This is a genomic window from Novosphingobium sp. AAP83 (genome assembly GCF_001295795.1).
Lineage (GTDB): Bacteria > Pseudomonadota > Alphaproteobacteria > Sphingomonadales > Sphingomonadaceae > Novosphingobium.
The window spans coordinates 41399-60975 of the sequence record NZ_LJHY01000016.1; the positions used below are offsets into that span (position 1 = coordinate 41399).

Here is a 19577-nt window from a genome sequence, read left to right on the forward strand (position 1 = left end):
CCTTGCTGGAAAGCAATGTAAAATTGGCTGATTAAGCGGCGCGATGGCCACGAAGCGCGACAAACGGGATATGCAAATCGGCAGGTGTATCAATCAGCGCGCGAAAAGCGCTTGCCGCGGAATTATAATGTGAAATCGGCCGTTCGCGCAGGTTGATACCAGCTTTCGCGTTTTCCACGCCGAAACGCATGGAAACCTCGGGTGCCCAGGCACTGCCGGTCTTGGTCTCGTCCATCATCATACCGGCCTGAACAATCGTCACCCGCACACCTTCGGGGGTGAGTTCGCGCGCCCACATGTCTGACATCAATTCAAGCGCCGTCTTGGTCCCGCCATAAAGCCATAGCATCGGCATTTTAAGCGAGGCGGTTTCGCTGCTGACGTTGATGATCTGGCCACCGCCGCGCAGCAAAGGCAACGCTTCACGCGCGCAATAGATCGGCCCGGCCAGATTGATATTGATCTGGGTTGCGATCTGCGCGTCCGTCACCTCGGCCAATGTAAATGGCTCGTAGACCGCCGCATTGTTGATTAGCACATCGATTTTGGGATGGCGCGCGGCGATAACGGCAAAGGCAGCGCGGACCGAATCGGGATTGGCCACATCGCATTCGATCGCAAAGTGCGGCGCGCCGATTTCAGCGGCAACGGCCTCAATTTTGGCAAGCGTGCGCCCGAGCAGGATGACGGTGTCACCATCTGTGGCAAAACGCCGTGACAATGCCCGGCCAAGACCGTCTCCGGCCCCTGTAATCACGATTGTTTTGGCCATGATTTTCTCCTTGGCACGTCTCTATCGCGGGCTGGAAAAAAGAGCGAGACGGGCCCAACCGCAATCGCCGAAGCGATGCCGGTTAAGCGCCCGTGATACGAAAGTCCGGCGGATAGACCGATAAGTCGCCCGCATAAGCAATCCCGCGATCCCACTTCCGGGCACCGCTAATCCGTTTGAAGAAATGGACGGTGCGGGCAAAACTTCCCGCCTTGGAACGCGGAGCCATCGCCACGCCGCTGGGGCTGACCCCGCGCGCCCGCGCGCTGAAATCCTTGACAGAAAACAGCAGGTCATCGGTCTGATGGCCACACATTACCAGTTCGCTCCCGGGACAGAACCGTCGTGGTTCAATTTGGAGCGGGGAAAGCCGCCCGCGCTTCATCGCCACGAACCCGGGCACACGGCACACTTCGGGTATGTGCACATCATCATACCAGGCGTGATATTCTGCCTCCATTCCTGCTACGAAGTTTGCCGGAATGATGAACATGCTGGAAAAAGGCTTGTCTTTCTGATGGTTCGGGCCGGAATACCAATCAGCATAGAGCGCATAGCTGAAGATGCGCTCGGATTCATTGCCGTCATCAATCAGCCCGCTATCACGCGCCTGCGCCAGCAATGGCCCTAGCGCCGGAAGATCGATTTCCGGTGCCGAATAATCGAACTCGTAAACGCTCATAAACCGCCAGGGCTGGGCGATGTCAGGCATCACCTGCTCGGGAGTCACTTCATAGCGGTCCGCCGATTTGAAACCGCGCAGCCGCGCAAGATCTTGCGCATGCAGCCCATCGAACCAAGCCGCGTATTCAGCCTCGCGACCGGCGGTGACGTTGTACAAATGCGTGGTGGTATAAAGCGCCATTGATCCGTCCCGATTCTGTTATTCGCCGGTCATTTCCATATTGATCCGCGTCAGCGCGCTTCGAGATGGCAGATCTGCGGCCAGTCCGGAAAGCTAGGCCCGCTCACATCCGGAAGCCGCGCATCTGGTTTCCGCCATCGCACAGCAAGACCTGATTGTTGATGAAGCTGCCTTCGTCCGATGCCAGAAACAGTCCCAGATTGGCGATATCATCAGCAGTACCCTGCCGCTTTACCGCCTGCATCGCGAGCAACCGCGCCCAGTTTTCATCCGCCACACCGCCCTTGGCCGCTGGCGTTTCCATCAAGCCCGGCGCAATCGCCACGCAGCGAATTTCATCGACCGCAAACTGGCTGGCCATCGCATGGGTGAACACATTAAGCGATGCCTTGGTGATGCCATAAGCGGATTGCGGCTGATAGCTGGCCATCGAAGATTTGTTGATGATCAAACCCTTGGCTTTGGCCAATGCCGGGCGCAGCGCCTCGGCCAGCAGCAACGGGCCAATCGTATTGACCGCAAAGTAATACTGCCACTTGGCTTGGCCCAGACCGAAAAACCCGCGCGCAATTTCGCCCAAATGCAAGCCGGCGTTGTTAATCAGCACATCGAGCTTGTCATGGCCTGCAATCACGGCTGCACCTAGCGCATTGATCTGAGCCTCATCGCTCATATCGCACGGATGACATTCGGCGGTGCCGCCGACTGCTTCAACCAGTGCTTTGGTCTCGGCCATACCCTCGGCGTTTATATCGGCCAAAATGACATGCGCACCCTCAGCGCCGAATTTCAAGGCATAGGCACGCCCCAGCCCTGCCGCGCCACCGGTCACCAAAACCGTCTTGCCGGCAAACTTATGGCTCATTCGAACCTCCTGAAGGTGATGCCCGCAATCCGCCAGCCATGCCTGGTGCGGCAGAATGTGTCGGAATAACGCCCGACGATAGCCATCATTCCTGCCCCATCGCGGCGGCGTGATTGAACGCTGATTGTCCAATCGCCGGTGGCATGATCGCCATCAACACTGATGCGCGGCGAGCCAAGTGCATGGATCATCCATTCGCTGCCACCGCCGATGGCTTTGCACATGAAATCGACAATTACCTGCGGGCCTTCCATCGTGCCGAAGCCATAATCACCCACAAAATCATCGGTGAAGATATCTGCAAACATGGCACGCGCCGCTGCTTCATCCGTGCAAGATGTATCGGCGGCAAAGCAGTAAAGAGCTTTGAGGTTAGCAATTTCCAGACTGTCCTTGGCTTTGGTCATGCCAAACGCTCCGTTGCCAGTTTGCGCAAATCTGCGGTCTTGATCTTGTTGGTGCCCGTTGTAGCCAGTTCGTCTTCTGCAAAGAACAAAACCGATCGCGGCACTTTAAAGCTAGCCAATGATTGCTTGGCAAAAGCCTTAACGTCTTCCTCTGACAACAACGCGCCTTCGTGTGGCACGATGCATGTGACTACCAGTTCGCCCAGCGTGGCATGTGGCACGCCGACTGTCTGGCTGATTTTGACCTGCGGCATCTTGCGCATCAGCGTATCAACCTCGACAGGCGAGACGTTGGCGCCGCCTGTTTTGATGATATCATTAAGCCGCCCGTGCCAGAACATCCGACCTTGGGCATCGAAATGCCCGCTATCGCCGGTGCGCAGATAGCCCTCAGCATCGAGCGTTTCTGTGAGCGGGAGGCCTAAATAGCCGAGCATCAGCGTCGGGCCTTTTACGCAAATCTCGCCGCGCTCTCCTTGCGGCATGATCGCGCCGGTCAACGGATCGATGATTTTGACGGTGACACCGTGGGCAGGTACGCCGACGCTGCCTGCGGTCACTTCATCGGGCGTGTTGGCCGGATAGACGGTGAAAAGCGTGAAGGTTTCGGTATTGCCGAATGCTGCGAACGGTTCGCGCCATGTCGATTTGATCGTGGGATGCTGCGCGATGGGCGATTTGTAATCAATGTAAGTCAGCGACGAGAGGTCGGTCATTGCCCAGTTGGGCGCGGCAATGATTTGCTCCCATTGGTGAGGCCAAGCGTTCAGGAACGAGGCCTTTTCCGCTTCCATCAATTGCAGCGCTTCTTCGGCGTTGAAGGTGGTTTGCAGGATCAGGCAGCCGCCGTCGGTGAGCGCCCCGCCCAGCGCCATGCTGAAATTACCAGACCAGAAAAAGCCGTTGGCCGACCACATCCGCAAGTCGCCGGGCTTTGCGTCATACCATTTGGGCCAGCGCCACAATTGCAGCGTCACGCCGCGATGCGCCGAGAGAATGCCCTTGGGCATGGCGGTGGAGCCTGACGAGAAGAACAGGACGCCCGGATCAGCCGGAGAATTACTCAATGCGCGCGCATCGACACAGGCTTGCGCTATGCTAGCGCCGCGCGCCAGAAATACGGACCAGTCCTCAATCGCGCCCGAACCACCGCCGACTGCTGCGATATGGGTGAGAAACGGATATTTCGTCGAGGTTATTGCGCCAGGGGAGGCAGATGCCAATGCAGGATCGAGTTCGCACACTAGCGCGCCAAAATCCTTCTTCAGCACCTGCCGCTCCATGAGCAGCACCGAAATGCACGATGCGCCAAGCAAATGCTCAAGTTCTGCGGCGGTCGAGAAGGTGCTTAGCGTGGTGGCCACGCCGCCTGCCAGCGCGGTGCCGAAAGTGGCAGCGAGAAATTCGGGGCGGTTGGTCATCAAGATGCCAACGCGGGTGCCCTTGCCGACACCACAAGCCACTAGGGCGCGCGCGACCTCATTGGAGCGCGCCCACATCTCGGCATAAGTCCAGCTTACGCGCTCACCTTGGGCAAAGCCGCCCTCATAATGGACAAGCGCTTCGTTACTGCACCATTGTTCGCAAATGGTGCGGAACCAGCCTGACAGGGTGAGTTCACCCAACCCTGGCTCCTCGGCCAGCGGGGGACCGTGAATTACCGATAACGGCATATCAGATTGCAGCCCCCCTGCCATGGAATCAACGGTTCACATCAACGATGATGCGGCCGCGTACTTTGCCTGCCAGCAGATCAGAAGCAGCGGCAACAGCTTCGCCCAAACCGATTTCAACAGCGATGACATCAAGCAGCGCAGGATCAAGATCACGCGCCAGACGCTCCCAGGCCGCAAGGCGCGCAGCCTTGGGTGCCATCACGCTATCCACGCCGAGCAGGCGCACACCGCGCAGGATGAACGGCATAACCGTGGCGGGGAAATCAGCGCCTTGAGCAAGGCCACAAGCCGCAACCGCACCGCCATAACGTGTTGCTGCACAAGCGTTAACCAGCGTGAAGCTGCCTACTGAATCGACCACACCGGCCCAACGCTCCTTGGCCAGCGGGCGGCCCTTTTCAGACAGTTCCGCACGATCGATGATGGTATCCGCCCCAAGCTGCTTCAGATAATCCGCTTCCGAAGCTTTGCCGGTTGAGCCAGCGACAGTGAAACCAGCTTTCTTCAATAGGGCGACCGCAACGCTGCCCACGCCGCCAGTTGCGCCGGTTACCAGCACTTCGCCCTGATCTGGCGTAACGCCTGCTTTCACCAATGCTTCAACACAAAGCGCTGCGGTATAGCCGGCAGTACCAATTGCCATCGCCTGCTTTTCGTTGAATGCAGATGGCAGGGGCACCAGCCAATCGCCATTCAGCCGCGCAACTTGCGCCAAACCGCCGGTGTGGCCTTCGCCCACGCCCCAGCCGTTGAGCACGACTTTGTCGCCCGCTTTCCAATCGGCGTGCGAAGATTCACGCACAGTGCCGGCAAGGTCGATGCCCGGAACCATCGGGAACTTGCGCACCACTGGCGATGAGCCCGTGATTGCCAAGCCATCCTTGTAGTTCAGCGTTGAATAGGCGACGTCGATGGTCACATCGCCATCGTGCAGCACAGTTTCATCGATCTGCTTCAGTGCAACGCTTTGCACATCATCGGTTTTTTCGATCAGAATGGCATTGAACATGGAGAGGGTTCTTTCCTGAAATTCAGCAGACCACGCGCAACTGCGGTGGTGGCGGAGGTGGAGCTGCGCTTTCAAGCTGCGCAGCGACATGGGGAAGCTTGGCGGATTTGAGCGTGCCGTACATGCACAAGCGCACCACTTCCTGGGCAAACCGGTGGGACAGTGCCTTGCGTTCATCACTGCTTTGCGAGTGCGAGCGCGCCCACACTGGCCACAGGAAGTTCGCGGTCAGCGTAATCACCGAAAACACTTCAACATCGATGTTCGGCTCGGCCAGATCGGTTTGTGCAAACCGGCCAATGGATCCGGCGTATTCGCGCCAGAAAGGATCTGCTGTTGGATCAGGCGCGGATAGCACCTGCAATAGCCAAATTCGGCCAAGCTCCGGATTTTCCATCGCAAAATTGGCCAGCCGTTCGGGCACTGCCACCATATCGACATGTTCTACATCACGCTCACCGATCGTTTCGGGATCGCCGAAAACCGCGCGGAAGATGATGTCCGAAACGGATTGCAGCGTATCAGCGATCAGGTTTTCGCGTGTAGCGAAATGCTGGTACGCCGTGCCGCGATTGACCCCTGCCAGGCTTGCGACTTTCGAAAGGCTGAGACCCTCTGGCCCGTCCTTTGCCAAAATAGTGCGCGCGGCCACGAGGATCGTTTCCCGGGTTGCGTCGGGATTACGCGCACGGCGTTTGCGTTTTTCAATCATGCTCGCCCCTTTCACTCGTACGCACAAACGTGCATGCCTCCGGGCTGTAGCAAGCGCAACTGCAGCGGAGCAACCTATCGCCCGTGCGAAATCGCGCTGGTGTCTTGAGCACGTCCGCCGATCAGGGTCAGCTCCACAGGGTTGGGATCAAGGGTGTCAGCGGCGTGCCTCTGCCAATCCATGCGGACGGCACAGCAATCGGCTAAAGCGCCAATTTTCAACGGGTTTGCAGCGCTGAACAGCCCCAGGGCCTGCAATCCGGACAGGACTTCCTCCGCGCCCAGAAGCGCCCCTGCCGGTGTCTGTCGGAACATCGCGGCGCGGATTGTCACCCAGGGGTTGATCGGACCGTAAGGCGCGTCGCTGCCTGCCAGAACTGCAATCCCTGCATTCTTCAAAGACGCCAATCGTTGAAGGTTCGGACGATCTTCTGGCTCAATTTCAGATAGATAACGGTCGCCGCGCAGGGCGATAAAGCCAGGATTCGCAACGACAATGAGCCCGGCTTTGGCGATGTCTGGCAGCAGGCTTTGGGCGATCATGCTGCCGTGTTCGATCCGGTCGCCCGGCATCGCGCCGCCTGCCAGATCGAGCGCGGCCAGATAGAACAGGAGTTCGGCTTCGGTTACGCAGTGCGCCGCGACTGCCCGCCCGAGCGTGCGCGCTGCGGTGATACGGCTGGCGATGCTGGCGGGATCTGGGAAATTCCGTTCGTCAAACAATAGCTTAACCGGGCCAAGGTGGTATTCTTTGCCCGTTGGCAAATCCTCGCGGCCCATGATGGTGAGGCGTTGGCGCAGGGTGCCATCGCGGCAAGATTGCGCCAGAATCGCGGCTTCTTCCGGGCCATTTTGCGCGCCGGCGTCGGTCAGGGCAGTGACACCCCACGCGGCAAGTTGCTGGGATAAGGTGGCGATTGATGGCGTTTTGTGGGCAATTTGTGTCCTCAACCATGCATCGCCGCGCCAAATGCGGCCAGTAGCCGCACCTTTTTGGTCAAGTTCGACACCTTCGGGCCATGGCGCGGGACCGATCAGCGCAATCGCCGCGCTGTTCAGCAACCACAGCGCTCCGGTGCGGTCCTGAATCCGCATCGGCCGGTCTGAAACCCACTGATCGAGTGTCACGTGATCCGGAATTCCGGCGGCGCGTTCATCGTATCCTGTCGCGCGCAGCCATTCGCCGGGAGGGGTGCTGCCGGCCTTTGCTTGCAAGATGGATCTGATCGCTGCGGGATCGACCTGCCCGGTCAAGTCGGCCGATTGCAACTTTGCTGCGGTGGCGAGCAGGTGGAGATGGTGATCGTGCAATCCGCCGAGCAGGAGCTTGCCCTGACAATCCTGATCCTGATCCGATTTTCCCAAGCAGGGCGCGATTGCCGCGAACTGGCCATCGCGAATGCCGACATCGGCAACGGTGCCATCAATCAATTGCGCCTGCCGCAAGATGAGATCGTAGGCGTGGTTCACCGCAAGCCCGCTTTCGTTGCGAAGTCTGCGGCGGTGGCTGCAAGTGCGACGTCTATGATGCCGCTTTGCCCCGCGGTGATGGCGCGCAATGCAAGGCGAGCGGCGCGCAGGCCGGTGAGAGGATCGGCGAGCGCGTCACCCAGGAACTGCGGCGCATCACTGGTCCAGCCGACCAGTCCGCCAGCCGCCGCCGCATCATCGCCAAAGCCGACGCGCATCGCGTTTTCACCGGCGAAGCCATGCGCGGTGATCGCCACCCAGATCAGGCCGGGGTTGCGGGCGAACAGGGCCTGCGGGGTGAGACCAAGCCGCGCCAGCGCATGGGCGCGCGCGCTCGTGACGAGAATGTCCGCGCCTGCGACGGCATCGAGCAGATCAGGACTGTGCAATGGCATCGTCAGACGGCGCTTCTGACCGTTCAACCGGTGATTGTGATCGGGCGTGGTGATCGCGGTGGGATCGGGCCGCGCCGGGTCTTCAACTTTGGTGACAGCTATGCCCGCTTGCGCCAATAGCCCACCGCACAACGGCCCTGCCCATAAGGCTGACAGATCGAGCACAGAGTGCGGATTTTGCGGCAAGACGTTTGGTGCCAGAGGATTTGACGGCTGAACGTCAGCTTCTTTAAGCGCTGCAACCGGCATCCCCAGCAGCTTGGCCCGTTCGATCAGAATGGCGATTGTCCGGTGCCGCGCATGATTGGTTACTGCCACCCACGGATCTGCGGTTTCATCACATTCGAGCCATGCCGGTATGGCCGCGCGATCATCTTCGCGCGCGAGGTTTACGGCGATCCAACCGTCGGATGCGGCAACCAGTCGGCAATAGCCGTTGGGTGAAAACAGACCCGGCGGTTGCAATGCTATGTCCCGTTCCAGCAATGTGCGGGGATCAATGGCGATTTTGCGGCCGAGTTGCGCGGCAAGGTCCGCGACCGCTTTGCCTTCATCGGCAATAGCATCGATCAGGGCGGATGGAATCATGGCATGATCTTGTGAATCAGGCCCCAGCCGAGCGACTGACGAGCACTGATGCGCTTGCCGGTCAGCAATAACCACGTGGTGCGATGCCGACCGATTGCGCGGGCAACGCTGACAGTGCCGCCCGCACCGGGGATCAGGCCCATGCGCAATTCGGGGAGTTGGAACCAAGCCTCACGGGTGGCGCTGCGATGCGCGGCGGCGGCGGGCACTTCCAACCCTGACCCCACGCAGGCACCGTGCAATTGCACGCTTGCGCGATCCCCCAACCGCGCGAGCAAAGCGGCGCAACTGCGCAAAGTGCGCACGACATGCGCCTGAGCCAGATCGGTGGCGCTGCCAAATTCACCCAGTGCACCGCCGGTGGAAAAGCAGCGCCCTGCCCCGCGCAAGGTGACGCATGGCATTGTCGGATCATCCAGCACGGCGGCCAGCGCTTCGTGCAGCGCATCGCGCATGGCAGCGGTCATCGCGTTCTGGCCTGCAGGATTGTTCAATGTGAGCGTGATGTGATCGGCTTCACGGTCTACCAGCACCAGTGGGCCATCGCTTTGCGGCACTGGCTGCGCTGGCGTTGCCCTCCGCCATCGCGCAAATTCTTCGCCGCCCAGAAGTGCTGAATAGGCCAGCGATTCCATATCGAGCGCGGCTTCAAAAGGCAGCGCTTGCGCTGTTTTCAGAACACGGCACAGGATCGTTGCCGCAACCGGGCGATCACGCACCGCTGCGGCAAGATCGTGCAGATGCGTTTCAAGCTGTGCGGGCGCAATCGACACCCACGGCGCGGGTGCATCGACAGCGGTTGTTACCAACACATCGAAGTGTGCAGGATTGAGGGCAGGAAGCGCGCCCGCTGCGTCCACGCCAATGCATACCGCTTGCAGGCCGGGAACCGGCGGTTGCCAGCTTTGCGCATCACCAATCACGACCGGCACATCGCCCATGGCCGAAAACCGGGCGGCGTCCAGAAAATCGATATCATCAAGGGAATGCGCGCCAATCATGCCCGCAAACCTAGCCTCGTCAATCCGGCTTTGCCAGTTCGGCCTTCAACACGCGGCGGAGCAGCTTGCCCGTTTCATTATACGGCAGTTCATCGCGGAAGAACCAGCTTTCGGGTGTTTTGGTGGACCGAAGCTGGTTGCGGACGTGTTGCGACAGCGCTTCGACATCAAGCGTCGGGTTGCGCGAGACGATCACGGCGGCAACCTTTTCACCCCATTGCACGCAAGGCAGACCCAGAACGGCAACGTCGGCAATTTCCGCGTGTTGGCGCAGGACGTCCTCGATCTCGCCGGGCGAAATGTTTTCCCCGCCGCGCACGATCACATCGTCAAGACGTCCATCAACGAACAAGTAGCCATCGGCATCAAGCCAGCCCGCATCGTTGGTGGCAAACCACCCGTCATCGGCAATGGCTTTCTTGTGGAGGTATTCGCCCGAGACCTGTTCACCGCGCACGTAAATCTCGCCGGGTTCATCGGCTGCGCAGCAGGTGCCATCATCGCGGCGGATTTCGAGTTCGATGGACGGCAGTGGCTTGCCAACCGAGCCAAGCCGGCGACGGACTTGCGCATCGCTGCTGGAAAATGCGGCGCGGTGATCTTCTGCACCCAGGAGCGCAATGGTGGAGCTGGTTTCGGTCAGGCCATAGGCATTGACGAAATCGACATGCGGCAATCTGTCCAGTGCGCGGGCAATTACCGGTTCGGGCATACGCCCGCCGCCATAGGACAGCGCGCGCAGGGCAGGCAGCGTTTCGCCGGTTTTTTCGAGCACGTCCAGAATGCGATCAAGCATGGTGGGTACGACCATGGCGTGCGTAATCTTTTCGCGCGCGGCAGCAGCGACCCATTCCTCGGCTGTGAATGCCGGGAGATAGACCAAGCGCCTGCCGCCATAAGCCGATGTCAGAACCGCCGAAATCCCCGCGATATGATAAGGGGGCACGCTGATCAGCGCGGCTTCATCCTCATCAGCGCCCATAAATTCGACCGTAGACATCACATAGGAGGTGAGGTTTGCGTGGCGCAGAACGGCGGCTTTTGGTTCACCGGTCGTGCCGCTGGTAAACAGCAGCACGGCGATGTCGTTGGTGCTTTCGTCCAGCGGTTCGCCTTCCGCAGGGGAAGCCAGCAAAAAGCGTGCTTCAAATTCGCTGCGGGTGACCAGCGTTGCGCCATCGATGCCTTCGATCCGGGCGGCCATATCATCGTCAACGATCACCACCGAAGGCACCGTGCGTGCGATCAGCTTGCGCAATTCGGCATCGGGCAGACGGTAATTGACCGGGACAAAGCTGCACCCGGCCATTCCGCTGGCAAACATCAGCACGGGCAAAGCATTGCCGTTCAGACCGACGAATACAGCCTTATCCGTTCCGCAAGTTGCCAGCCATGCTGCGGCGGCGCGGGCATTGCTGCGCATGGCACCAAAATCGAGGCCGCCATCGAGATTGCCGAGCGCCATGCGATCAGGGGCGACATCTGCCATCAAGTCGAGAAGAAGCGGAATGTGCACGCGCGATGATCCTAGTCCGAAGCCGGAAGCGGCTTGGCATCTTTAAGCTGCAAGGGCCTGCCATCGAACGACAGCGAGCCGCGTCCGGCCTTTGCGCCGAGAACTTCGATGCCGGTTTCGGCATCGGTGTAACGCTTGCCGATCATCACCCCGCCAGCGTGATCGGGATGGACATCGCCGCCGGGCGCGGTTGCATCGGCCAGTTCCAGCACGGCAACACCGCCACACTGAAGCTCTCCAGCCTGCTTGGGTGGCCGCACCACAACCAGCTGTGCATCGCAGACGGCGCTCTTCCAGCGCGACCCTGGCTTGATATCCATCTTTTCTAGAACTCCTTGGGACTGGCAATCCTCATGCAACCATGGGGTCGTGCAAATCAAGCGCTGCTGCATGACGCCTGTGCCAGTATCGCCCGTGCGGCGATCCCGGCACAAAACAGGTCATCGGGATAACGCGGGCGCGATATGAAGGCGGCCAAACGTCATAGATCGCCCCGAGGGCTTTATTCTGCGTCCCGACAGATTACGGCAATGGCCATAGGAACAATGCGTTCGCCATAAAAACCCATTGCTAGAGAGAGGGATCATCATGACCACGCCCCAACTGGATTGTTCGGATCTTGACCGTTACATGGGCAAGCCCATGCAGCCAGCGCGCATGGTGGACCCTTTTGCAAACAATGATATCCGCCGTTGGGTGCAGGCCATGCATTACCCCAACCGGCTGCATTACGATTCGATGTTTGCCATGCAGAGCCGCCACGGCGGGCTGATCGCACCGCAAAGCTTCCCCATTACGATGGATGACGGCCACGGTGCTGCGCCAAGCTGCGTTGGCCTGATCCCCAATTCGCACATGCTGTTTGGCGGTGACGAATGGTGGTTTTCCGATGTTGTGGTGCGCGCAGGCGACCGTATCTGGAATGAGCGCGTGCCGTTTGATTACAAGGTCAAGGACACATCCTCGTTCGGCCCGACCTGCTTCCAGCGCGGCGACAATTTCTATTATAACCAACGCGGTGAATTGGTGGCCAAGCAGCGCTCGACCTCGATCCGCTATTCCCAAGCTGCGGGCGAAGCCAGCCAGACCGAGGCAACCGCTGCTTCCGACGATCCGGTTTGGTCCGATGACGAACTCGAAGCGCTGGAAGTGCGCAAGTACGAGTGGATCAAGATGCTCCACGATCTGGGCCATTCGCCACGTTATTGGGACGATGTTGCCGCCAATACCGCCCTGCCAGAACGCGTGTTTGGCCCGCATTCGATCGTCAGCTTTGCCACGGAATGGCGCAGCTATACTTTCACCCAGTGGGGTTCGATGCACCGCCGCACAGACCTGAACATGGCCGAGCTTGGCTTTGTCGGCCCTATGGCTGGCCCTGAGCAAGACCCGACCGAAGAGGCGAACAACCCCGAAAACACCGATGGCGCTTATATCGGCCCATCGCGCGGGCACTTGTTCCCGCGTTGGGCGCGCTACATCGGCATGCCGCGCGGCTATGGCTACGGCGCATCGATGGGGGCATGGGTGACCGACTACCTTGCAGGTTGGGCCAGCGAATGGGGCATGGTGTGCCATTCTGTCGCCAGTTATCGCAGCCCTGCACTGACCGGCGATATCACGGTAATGACCGGCAACATCCTCGACAAATACATCGATGATGAAGGCCGCGCCATGGTTGCGGTCGACGTAAAGATGGCCAACCAGAGCGGGAGTATTCTGGCGACGGCCAAGGCAGAAATCCAGCTCATGAAGAAGCCTGCCTGACCATGACGACGTTGAACAGTGAAGCGCTGCTTGCTGCCGCGACCGAACAGGCGGGGTTGACCAATTTCGGCGACCCTGCCTTTCGCGAGGGGCTGGACGTGCTGGTTGCCGCGCTGAATACCGAAGCGAATCTGGCCGAGGCTGCGGTCGGCCGTGTTGGCGCGAGCATCGTGGCGACGTTGGTCAACCGGTTGCAGGTGGAAGACTATCTGGCGCAGCATCCCGAACTACTTGATGCGCCGATTACCAAGCCGACATTCGTGTTCGGCCTGCCGCGCACCGGCACGACGCTGGCGATCAATCTGCTGGCAGCTGATCCGGCGCGGCGGTGCTTCCTGCGCTGGGAAGCCTTTGCCACGGTACCGCCTGCGGACAAAGGCGCGTTGCGCAGTGATCCGCGCTATCATGCAGAGCAAGCCAAGCTGGACATGTCGCTGAAGTATGTGCCGCATATATCGGCGATGCATCACGAGGACGCGGATTCATCGTGCGAATGCCAGTTCGCAATGTCTCCCACGTTCTGTTCGCAAGTATATGATTCACAATATCATATCCCGAGCTACAGCGAGTGGTTCCTGAACACCGATTATCGCCCCGCGTTCCGTTATCACAAGCGGTTGATGCAGGTTTTGCAGCAGAACAATGGCGGCCACTGGACGTTCAAGAACCCTTGGCATCCGCTCTATCTGGATGAGCTGACCGATGTCTACCCCGATGCGCAACTGGTGATGACGCACCGCGATCCGGCAGATGTGGTCGCATCGGCCTGTTCGCTGGTGTATGCCGTGCGCAAGCTCTATAGCCCGGATGCTGACCCCAAGGCAGTGGCGGATGTCTCGCTCAAGACCTTCGATGCGATGATTGAACGGGTGTTGGCCTATGAAGCCAAGCATGGCGCAGGATCGATCCACCATATACAGTACAAAGAACTCACCTCCGATCCGATTGGCGAGATGCGCAAGCTTTACGCCAACTTCGATGAGGCGTTGAGCGATGAAGCGGCGGCTTCGATGCAGGCGATGCTCGATGCCAATCCGCAGGGCAAGCATGGCAAGCATGCCTATGCGCTGGAAGATTATGGTCTGACGCGAGAGGCGGTTTACAGCCATTTTGCCGACTATATCGACCGGTTCAGGATTCCGGTGAAGGGTTAGGCGTCTAACTGCGGTTCAGGCGGCCTGACACATTGCGCGCGGCTTGATCCAGGGCCGCGCCGATGGCGTCTACCCCTGCCCGCTCCATCGCGCCGGAAATACCTACGGCGACCAGCGCATGGGTGGGCCTGCCGTGATCGCGCGATACGGGCGCGGCGATGACGGTGACGCCCGCGATGTAATTCCCGCTATCGACTGCATAACCGCGCTGTGCGGTTTGCGCGACCTGATCGAGCCATGCTTCGTAGGAGGGCGGATCGTCCCAGCGCAGGGTGTGAAAGCGCCGCTCGATTTCGGCGCGCGGGTATTCCCCGAAAGCGGCAATGCAGCGTCCGGTTGCGCTTATCAGCGCGGGGAAGCGGCTGCCGACATTGGCCGATAGCTGGAAATTTGCGCCACCTTGCGAGGTGGCGACCACGATAATGTGTTCCAGCCCGACGATCTGCACCGCAAGGATCGTTACCCCATGATCGCGCGCAAGCCGATCCACCGCAGGTTGCGCGACATCGGCGAAGAGATTGCGGCGCAACCAGCCGCGCGCGAGCGTGAGCACCCCGGCATCCAAAGTATAACGTTTGGTATCGGGATCGAACGCGACCAGCTCTTCTTCGGCCAGCGCGCGCAAGACATAGAGGCATGTGGACGGCACCAGCCCCAACGCCCGGGCGATGTTGTTCACGCCCAAGGGCGTGTCACTCTTTCCCAAAAGCCGCAAAATGGCGGCGGCGCGGGCAATGGCGGGGGCTTTGTTGATTGTCATTCGATATATTGAATATCATTCATTATTTACAACGGCAAGCCGGTTGTGTGACAGCGCGTTGCATGAACCGACTCACCAACTATTCGAGCTATGCCGACGCGCAGCAGCACGCCTCGACGGCGGCACTGTGGGAATTGTTCGACGGCGATCGCGATCACCTCAATATCGCGCATGAATGCATCACGCGGTACGCCGACGGCTCTGGTCGCGCGGCTGTGCGCATCGCCCATGCCGACGGTGCTGACGAAATCCTCAGCTTCGACCAGCTGGCTGCGGGTTCGGCACGATTTGCGCACTGGTTGGATGCACAAGGCATTCAAGAGGGTGAACGCATCGCGTTTATGCTTGAGCCATCGCTCCCGTTTTACGTGTGCCTGTTCGGCGCGATGCAGACCGGCGCGATTTCGGTGCCGATGTTCACGCTGTTCGGCCCGGATGCGCTGCGGCTGCGCATTGGCGATTGTGCGCCCACGATTCTTGTGACGAATGCCGACAAGGCGGACGTTGCGCAAACTATTGCCGCCGAGCAAGGCAAGACCCGCGTGATCGTGGCCGATGATGCGTTCCTTGAAACCATCGCGCATTATCCCGCGACATATACGCCGACCACTAGGGCCGATCAGCTTGCGGTGTTCCAGTATACCAGCGGAACCACGCGTGAACTGCCCGAAGCGGTCAAACACACGCACAAGTCTTTGGTGACACTGATGTTTGCTGCACTTTATGGCACGGGCATCCGTCCTGGTGATGAATTCTTCTGCCCTTCATCGCCCGCTTGGGGCCATGGGTTGTGGCATGGCACACTGGCACCATTGGCGCTGGGGGTGACCACCGGGACATTCACAGGCCGGTTCGATCCGGTGCGCCTGATGAAGGCGCTGGACGATTACCGCATCACCAATATGAGCGCTGCTGCGACGCATTACCGCATGATGAAAAACAGCGGCAAAGGCGGCAACTACAACTTCTATTTCAAAAAGCTGAGCTACACCGGTGAGCCAATTGATCCCGGCACACTCGACTGGATCGACGCACACTTCAAGGCACCTGCCTGTTCGATGTATGGCACGACCGAAATCGGCGTTGTACTGGTCAATTATCCCGGCGCGGAAGACTTCCACGTGAAGCCCGGCTCTCTGGGCAAGGCCATCCCTGGCCAGCGTCTGGAAGTGCAGCGCCCCGATGGCACGCCCTGCCCGCCTGACGAAATCGGCGAACTGATGCTATGGCGCGCCAAGCGTGGTGAAGCAGGTGGCTGGCTTTCGACCAAGGATCGCGCGACGATCGATGCCGATGGCTATTTTTATCACAAAGGCCGCGCCGATGACGTGATCATCTCTGCCGGCTGGACGATGAGCGCGGTCGAGATTGAAAACACGCTGCTGAAGCATGACGCGGTGCTGGAATGCGCGGTGATCGGTGTGGCCGATGAAAAGCGTGGCCAAGTGGTCAAGGCATTCATCGTGATCAATCGCCAGGGCAGTGATGCGCTTGCCCGCGAATTGCAGGATTTCACGCGCGAAAAGCTGGCCCAGCATGAATTTCCGCGCATCGTGGATTTTGTGACCGAGCTTCCCAAGACACCCGCTGGCAAGGTCAACCGCAAGGTATTGCGTGACCGCGAAGCAGCGGCATCCGCGGCAAGTGCCGCTTAAAATTCCAAGGAGGATACCAATGGCAACCCAAAGCGACGCGCCCATCGAGGCAAAATTCCCTAAGATCACCGAGGACGGCCTTGCCGATCTGCGCACCCGCATCGGTGTGAAGATCGAAAACACGGTCGAGCCGTGGAACTATGAAGCAACGCGCGACGCGGTCCGTCACTATGCCCATGGCATCGGCGATGACAATCCGCTGTGGTGCGACCCGGAATATGCCAAGACCACCAAGTATGGTGACATCGTGGCGCTGCCAAGCTTCCTGTTCACCACCAGCCGCCTGATCTCGGGCTATTGCGGTGGCCTTTCGGGCGTTCACGCGATGTGGGCAGGCGCCGATTGGACTTGGCACAAGCCGGTGCTTCGCAACGACACGATCCGCACCGAGGCGTACCTCAAGGATCTGGTCGAGCATCAGACCAAGTTTGCGGGCCGTTCGTTCCAGCAGATCTACCACGTCGATTTCTACAACCAGCACAACGAACTGGTTTGCGAAGCCGATAGCTGGGTGTTCCGCACCGACCGCGACGAGGCCCGTGAACGCGGCACAAAGTACACCGAAGCGCGTGGCCGCGTGGAACCTTTCACCGACGAACAGCTGGCCGAATGGGGCAAGCTTTACGCCAACGAGGAAATCCGTGGCGCGACCCCGCGCTATTGGGAAGATGTCAACGTCGGCGACGAGCTGCCACGCATGATGAAGGGCCCGATGACGGTCACCGGCTTCATCTGTTACGCACAGGGCTGGGGCGGTCTTTACATCCGCGCCAACAAGCTGGCGTACAAGATGCAGCAGGCCCACCCTGGCCTTGGCATCAAGAACCGCTTTAATGTGCCCGATTGCCCTGAGCGCGTTCACTGGGACGAAGCATTCGCTCTCGAAGTCGGTGCGCCGGGCGCGTACGATTACGGTCCAGAGCGTAACAGCTGGCTGACGCACCAAATCACCAACTGGATTGGCGATGATGGCTTCCTGCACAAGTCCAAGTGCCAGATCCGCCGCCACAATCCTGATGGCGATGTGATCTTCATCGATGCCAGCGTGATCCGCAAGTTCGAAGAAAACGGCAAGAAGTACGTCGAAATTCAGCAACGTGCGATCACGCACCGCGATGAAGTTTCGGCCTTTGGTACTGCCATTGCAGAGCTGCCAAGCAAGCCTGCCTGATCCACAACGCTGGATGCCTGAAAGATTTGGCCCGGTTCCGGTTTATCCGGGGCCGGGCTGAATTGTGTTTGGGGTTCGTGCACATTCGCGCCGCACAGGAACGCAAAAAGCCCACGCATCAGGGGGATGCGTGGGCATGTCAGCGCCAGAATTGACGCGAACGATCAGCTCATGGTGGGGATGATGAAGGCGTTACCGGCATCGGCGCTGCCATCGGGCCAGCGGGCGGTGACGGTCTTGGTCTTGGTCCAGAAACGCACGCCTTCCATGCCGTATTGGTTTTGATCGCCGAAGCCGGAACGCTTCCAGCCGCCGAAGCTGTGATAGGCCACAGGCACGGGGATCGGCACGTTGATGCCAACCATGCCGACATTCACGCGTGCGGCAAATTCACGCGCGACGTTGCCGTTGCGGGTAAAGATGGCCACGCCATTGCCGTATTGGTGCTTGCTGGGCAATTCGAGCGCTTCTTCGAAGTCCTTGGCACGGACGATCTGCAGCACGGGGCCGAAGATTTCTTCCTTGTAGCTTGTCATGTCTCTGGTGACATGGTCGAGCAGGGTTGGGCCGACAAAGTAGCCACCTTCATGGCCTTGCAACACGAGATTGCGGCCATCGATGACCAGTTCCGAACCTTCATCGATCGCGGTTTGAATCCAGCCTTCTACTTTGGCCTTGTGCAGAGCCGAAACGACCGGGCCAAAGTGGGCTTCACCATCGGTCGAGATGCCGACCTTGAGTGCTTCTATCGCGGTGATCAGCTTGGCCTTCAGCTTTTCGGCAGTTTCATGGCCGACAGGCACCACGACCGGCAGCGCCATGCAGCGTTCACCGGCCGAACCGAAGGCCGCGCCGCAAACATCGTTGACGACCTGATCGAGATCGGCGTCCGGCATCACGATGCCGTGGTTCTTGGCCCCGCCCATTGCCTGCATACGCTTGCCCGCCGCGACGCCGCGCGAATAGACATACTGTGCAATGTCTGAAGAGCCGACAAAGCTGACAGCGCCAATGGCAGGATGATCGAGGATGGCATCGACCATTTCCTTGTCACCATTGACGACCTGGAAAATGCCTGCGGGCAGGCCTGCTTCGAGGAACAGTTCACCCAAACGGTGCGGCACGGTCGGCGCGCGTTCGGAAGGCTTGAGGATGAAGGCATTGCCGACGGCAACAGCGACCGCACCCATCCACAGCGGAATCATGGCGGGAAAATTGAAGGGAGTGATGCCGGCGCCGATGCCGATGGGCTGGCGCATTGAGTAGACATCGATCCCCGGTCCTGCGCCTTGAGTGTATTCGCCTTTAAGAGCGTGCGGAATGCCGCAGCAGAATTCCACGACCTCCAGCCCGCGCTGGATATCACCCTTGGAGTCGCCGATCACTTTGCCGTGTTCGGCCGAAAGCATCGCGGCCAATTCATCGGTGTGCTTTTCAATCAAGGCTTTGAAATTGAACATCACTCGCGCGCGGCGTTGTGGATTCATCGCGGCTCATGCTGGTTGCGCTGCTTGCGCTGCGGCCACAGCTTGAGCGAGCACGGCGGCATCACCGAGGCCGACTTGCGCCTGAACGCCGCCATTGTTGGGGTCCATAACATCGCCGAAACGTGAGGCAGGCGACGTTGCCCCTGCAATAAAATGATCAATCTGCCGCATTTTGGAAACCCCAATAGAAAAGCGCTATTTGGCCGAGTGACATACCGGGCGGCGTTGCGTCTAGCGGCCCCTAAAAAGATCGACCGGGCGATGGTAAAAGGCTGCGACGCCTGCGCGATATGCACCGGCTTAGCTTG

The 19577-nt window shown here is 59.6% G+C and carries 17 protein-coding genes and 1 pseudogene; 4 read left to right on the forward strand and 14 right to left on the reverse strand.

Annotated features, from left to right (window positions below; all coding sequences use genetic code 11):
- Window positions 1–31: 31 nt before the first annotated feature.
- The 12 genes from IP81_RS06970 to IP81_RS07025 form a co-directional block, all read right to left on the reverse strand.
- Entirely contained in the window at window positions 32–772 is a 741-nt protein-coding gene (locus IP81_RS06970) for an SDR family oxidoreductase (protein ID WP_054107272.1), read from the reverse strand.
- Window positions 773–854: 82 nt separating this feature from the next.
- A complete protein-coding gene (locus tag IP81_RS06975; protein ID WP_054107273.1) occupies window positions 855–1637 on the reverse strand; it encodes a hypothetical protein in 783 nt (260 codons plus the stop codon).
- A 103-nt stretch (window positions 1638–1740) separates the two neighbouring features.
- Entirely contained in the window at window positions 1741–2502 is a 762-nt protein-coding gene (locus IP81_RS06980) for an SDR family NAD(P)-dependent oxidoreductase (protein WP_054107274.1), read from the reverse strand.
- Window positions 2499–2909 (reverse strand): nuclear transport factor 2 family protein, encoded by a 411-nt coding sequence (locus IP81_RS06985; RefSeq protein WP_054107275.1) that lies wholly within the window; start codon window positions 2907–2909, stop codon window positions 2499–2501. The genes IP81_RS06980 and IP81_RS06985 overlap by 4 nt, the downstream gene beginning before the upstream one ends.
- A complete protein-coding gene (locus IP81_RS06990; RefSeq protein ID WP_082356030.1) occupies window positions 2906–4606 on the reverse strand; it encodes a class I adenylate-forming enzyme family protein in 1701 nt (566 codons plus the stop codon). Before IP81_RS06990 ends, IP81_RS06985 begins: the two co-directional genes overlap by 4 nt.
- A 4-nt stretch (window positions 4607–4610) precedes the next feature.
- Entirely contained in the window at window positions 4611–5594 is a 984-nt protein-coding gene (locus IP81_RS06995; protein WP_054107276.1) for an MDR family oxidoreductase, read from the reverse strand.
- Window positions 5595–5616: 22 nt separating this feature from the next.
- Complete coding sequence (locus tag IP81_RS07000) at window positions 5617–6306, reverse strand: TetR/AcrR family transcriptional regulator (RefSeq protein ID WP_054107277.1); 690 nt, start codon at window positions 6304–6306, stop codon at window positions 5617–5619.
- Between the two features lie 74 nt (window positions 6307–6380).
- The gene (locus tag IP81_RS07005; protein WP_054107278.1) at window positions 6381–7775 is read right to left on the reverse strand and encodes an amidohydrolase family protein; all 1395 of its coding nucleotides are present in this window, start codon (window positions 7773–7775) and stop codon (window positions 6381–6383) included.
- Window positions 7772–8758 carry a CoA transferase gene (locus tag IP81_RS07010; RefSeq protein WP_054107279.1) on the reverse strand — a complete coding sequence of 329 codons (987 nt, stop codon included), beginning with the start codon at window positions 8756–8758 and terminating at the stop codon, window positions 7772–7774. Before IP81_RS07010 ends, IP81_RS07005 begins: the two co-directional genes overlap by 4 nt.
- The gene (locus IP81_RS07015; protein ID WP_054107280.1) at window positions 8755–9759 is read right to left on the reverse strand and encodes an enoyl-CoA hydratase/isomerase family protein; all 1005 of its coding nucleotides are present in this window, start codon (window positions 9757–9759) and stop codon (window positions 8755–8757) included. Before IP81_RS07015 ends, IP81_RS07010 begins: the two co-directional genes overlap by 4 nt.
- A gap of 19 nt (window positions 9760–9778) precedes the next feature.
- The gene (locus IP81_RS07020; protein ID WP_054107281.1) at window positions 9779–11275 is read right to left on the reverse strand and encodes a class I adenylate-forming enzyme family protein; all 1497 of its coding nucleotides are present in this window, start codon (window positions 11273–11275) and stop codon (window positions 9779–9781) included.
- Between the two features lie 11 nt (window positions 11276–11286).
- Entirely contained in the window at window positions 11287–11595 is a 309-nt protein-coding gene (locus IP81_RS07025; protein ID WP_054107282.1) for a hypothetical protein, read from the reverse strand.
- Between the two features lie 268 nt (window positions 11596–11863).
- Between IP81_RS07025 and IP81_RS07030 the strand changes: the two genes are divergently transcribed.
- Together IP81_RS07030 and IP81_RS07035 are read left to right on the forward strand one after the other, a co-directional pair.
- Window positions 11864–13042, forward strand: coding sequence for a MaoC family dehydratase N-terminal domain-containing protein (locus tag IP81_RS07030; protein ID WP_054107283.1), 1179 nt, complete (start codon window positions 11864–11866; stop codon window positions 13040–13042).
- A gap of 2 nt (window positions 13043–13044) precedes the next feature.
- On the forward strand, window positions 13045–14196 hold the full coding sequence (locus tag IP81_RS07035; RefSeq protein WP_054107284.1) for a sulfotransferase: 1152 nt from the start codon (window positions 13045–13047) through the stop codon (window positions 14194–14196).
- A 4-nt stretch (window positions 14197–14200) separates the two neighbouring features.
- Here IP81_RS07035 and IP81_RS07040 read toward each other — a convergent pair whose 3' ends face one another.
- Window positions 14201–14956 (reverse strand): IclR family transcriptional regulator, encoded by a 756-nt coding sequence (locus IP81_RS07040; protein ID WP_054107285.1) that lies wholly within the window; start codon window positions 14954–14956, stop codon window positions 14201–14203.
- Window positions 14957–15018: 62 nt separating this feature from the next.
- Here IP81_RS07040 and IP81_RS07045 point away from each other — a divergent pair, with 62 nt between their 5' ends.
- Window positions 15019–16611, forward strand: a complete 1593-nt coding sequence (locus tag IP81_RS07045) for an acyl-CoA synthetase (protein WP_054107286.1) — start codon at window positions 15019–15021, stop codon at window positions 16609–16611.
- Between the two features lie 19 nt (window positions 16612–16630).
- Complete coding sequence (locus tag IP81_RS07050; protein WP_054107287.1) at window positions 16631–17782, forward strand: MaoC family dehydratase N-terminal domain-containing protein; 1152 nt, start codon at window positions 16631–16633, stop codon at window positions 17780–17782.
- 164 nt (window positions 17783–17946) lie between these two features.
- On the opposite strand, the pseudogene IP81_RS07055 reads toward IP81_RS07050, so the two are convergent.
- Window positions 17947–19440: pseudogene (locus tag IP81_RS07055) on the reverse strand (CoA-acylating methylmalonate-semialdehyde dehydrogenase).
- Window positions 19441–19577 lie beyond the last annotated feature (137 nt).

Excerpts from the sequence above, each read along its gene's own strand:
- IP81_RS07050 (WP_054107287.1), top strand. The coding sequence starts at position 16,631 with ATGGCAACCCAAAGCGACGCGCCCATCGAGGCAAAATTCCCTAAGATC.
- IP81_RS07010 (WP_054107279.1), bottom strand. The coding sequence starts at position 8,758 with ATGATTCCATCCGCCCTGATCGATGCTATTGCCGATGAAGGCAAAGCG.
- IP81_RS07015 (WP_054107280.1), bottom strand. The coding sequence starts at position 9,759 with ATGATTGGCGCGCATTCCCTTGATGATATCGATTTTCTGGACGCCGCC.
- IP81_RS07045 (WP_054107286.1), top strand. The coding sequence starts at position 15,019 with ATGAACCGACTCACCAACTATTCGAGCTATGCCGACGCGCAGCAGCAC.
- IP81_RS06975 (WP_054107273.1), bottom strand. The coding sequence starts at position 1,637 with ATGGCGCTTTATACCACCACGCATTTGTACAACGTCACCGCCGGTCGC.
- IP81_RS06980 (WP_054107274.1), bottom strand. The coding sequence starts at position 2,502 with ATGAGCCATAAGTTTGCCGGCAAGACGGTTTTGGTGACCGGTGGCGCG.
- IP81_RS07040 (WP_054107285.1), bottom strand. The coding sequence starts at position 14,956 with ATGACAATCAACAAAGCCCCCGCCATTGCCCGCGCCGCCGCCATTTTG.
- IP81_RS06995 (WP_054107276.1), bottom strand. The coding sequence starts at position 5,594 with ATGTTCAATGCCATTCTGATCGAAAAAACCGATGATGTGCAAAGCGTT.
- IP81_RS07000 (WP_054107277.1), bottom strand. The coding sequence starts at position 6,306 with ATGATTGAAAAACGCAAACGCCGTGCGCGTAATCCCGACGCAACCCGG.
- IP81_RS07035 (WP_054107284.1), top strand. The coding sequence starts at position 13,045 with ATGACGACGTTGAACAGTGAAGCGCTGCTTGCTGCCGCGACCGAACAG.
- IP81_RS07030 (WP_054107283.1), top strand. The coding sequence starts at position 11,864 with ATGACCACGCCCCAACTGGATTGTTCGGATCTTGACCGTTACATGGGC.
- IP81_RS07025 (WP_054107282.1), bottom strand. The coding sequence starts at position 11,595 with ATGGATATCAAGCCAGGGTCGCGCTGGAAGAGCGCCGTCTGCGATGCA.
- IP81_RS06990 (WP_082356030.1), bottom strand. The coding sequence starts at position 4,606 with ATGGCAGGGGGGCTGCAATCTGATATGCCGTTATCGGTAATTCACGGT.
- IP81_RS06985 (WP_054107275.1), bottom strand. The coding sequence starts at position 2,909 with ATGACCAAAGCCAAGGACAGTCTGGAAATTGCTAACCTCAAAGCTCTT.
- IP81_RS06970 (WP_054107272.1), bottom strand. The coding sequence starts at position 772 with ATGGCCAAAACAATCGTGATTACAGGGGCCGGAGACGGTCTTGGCCGG.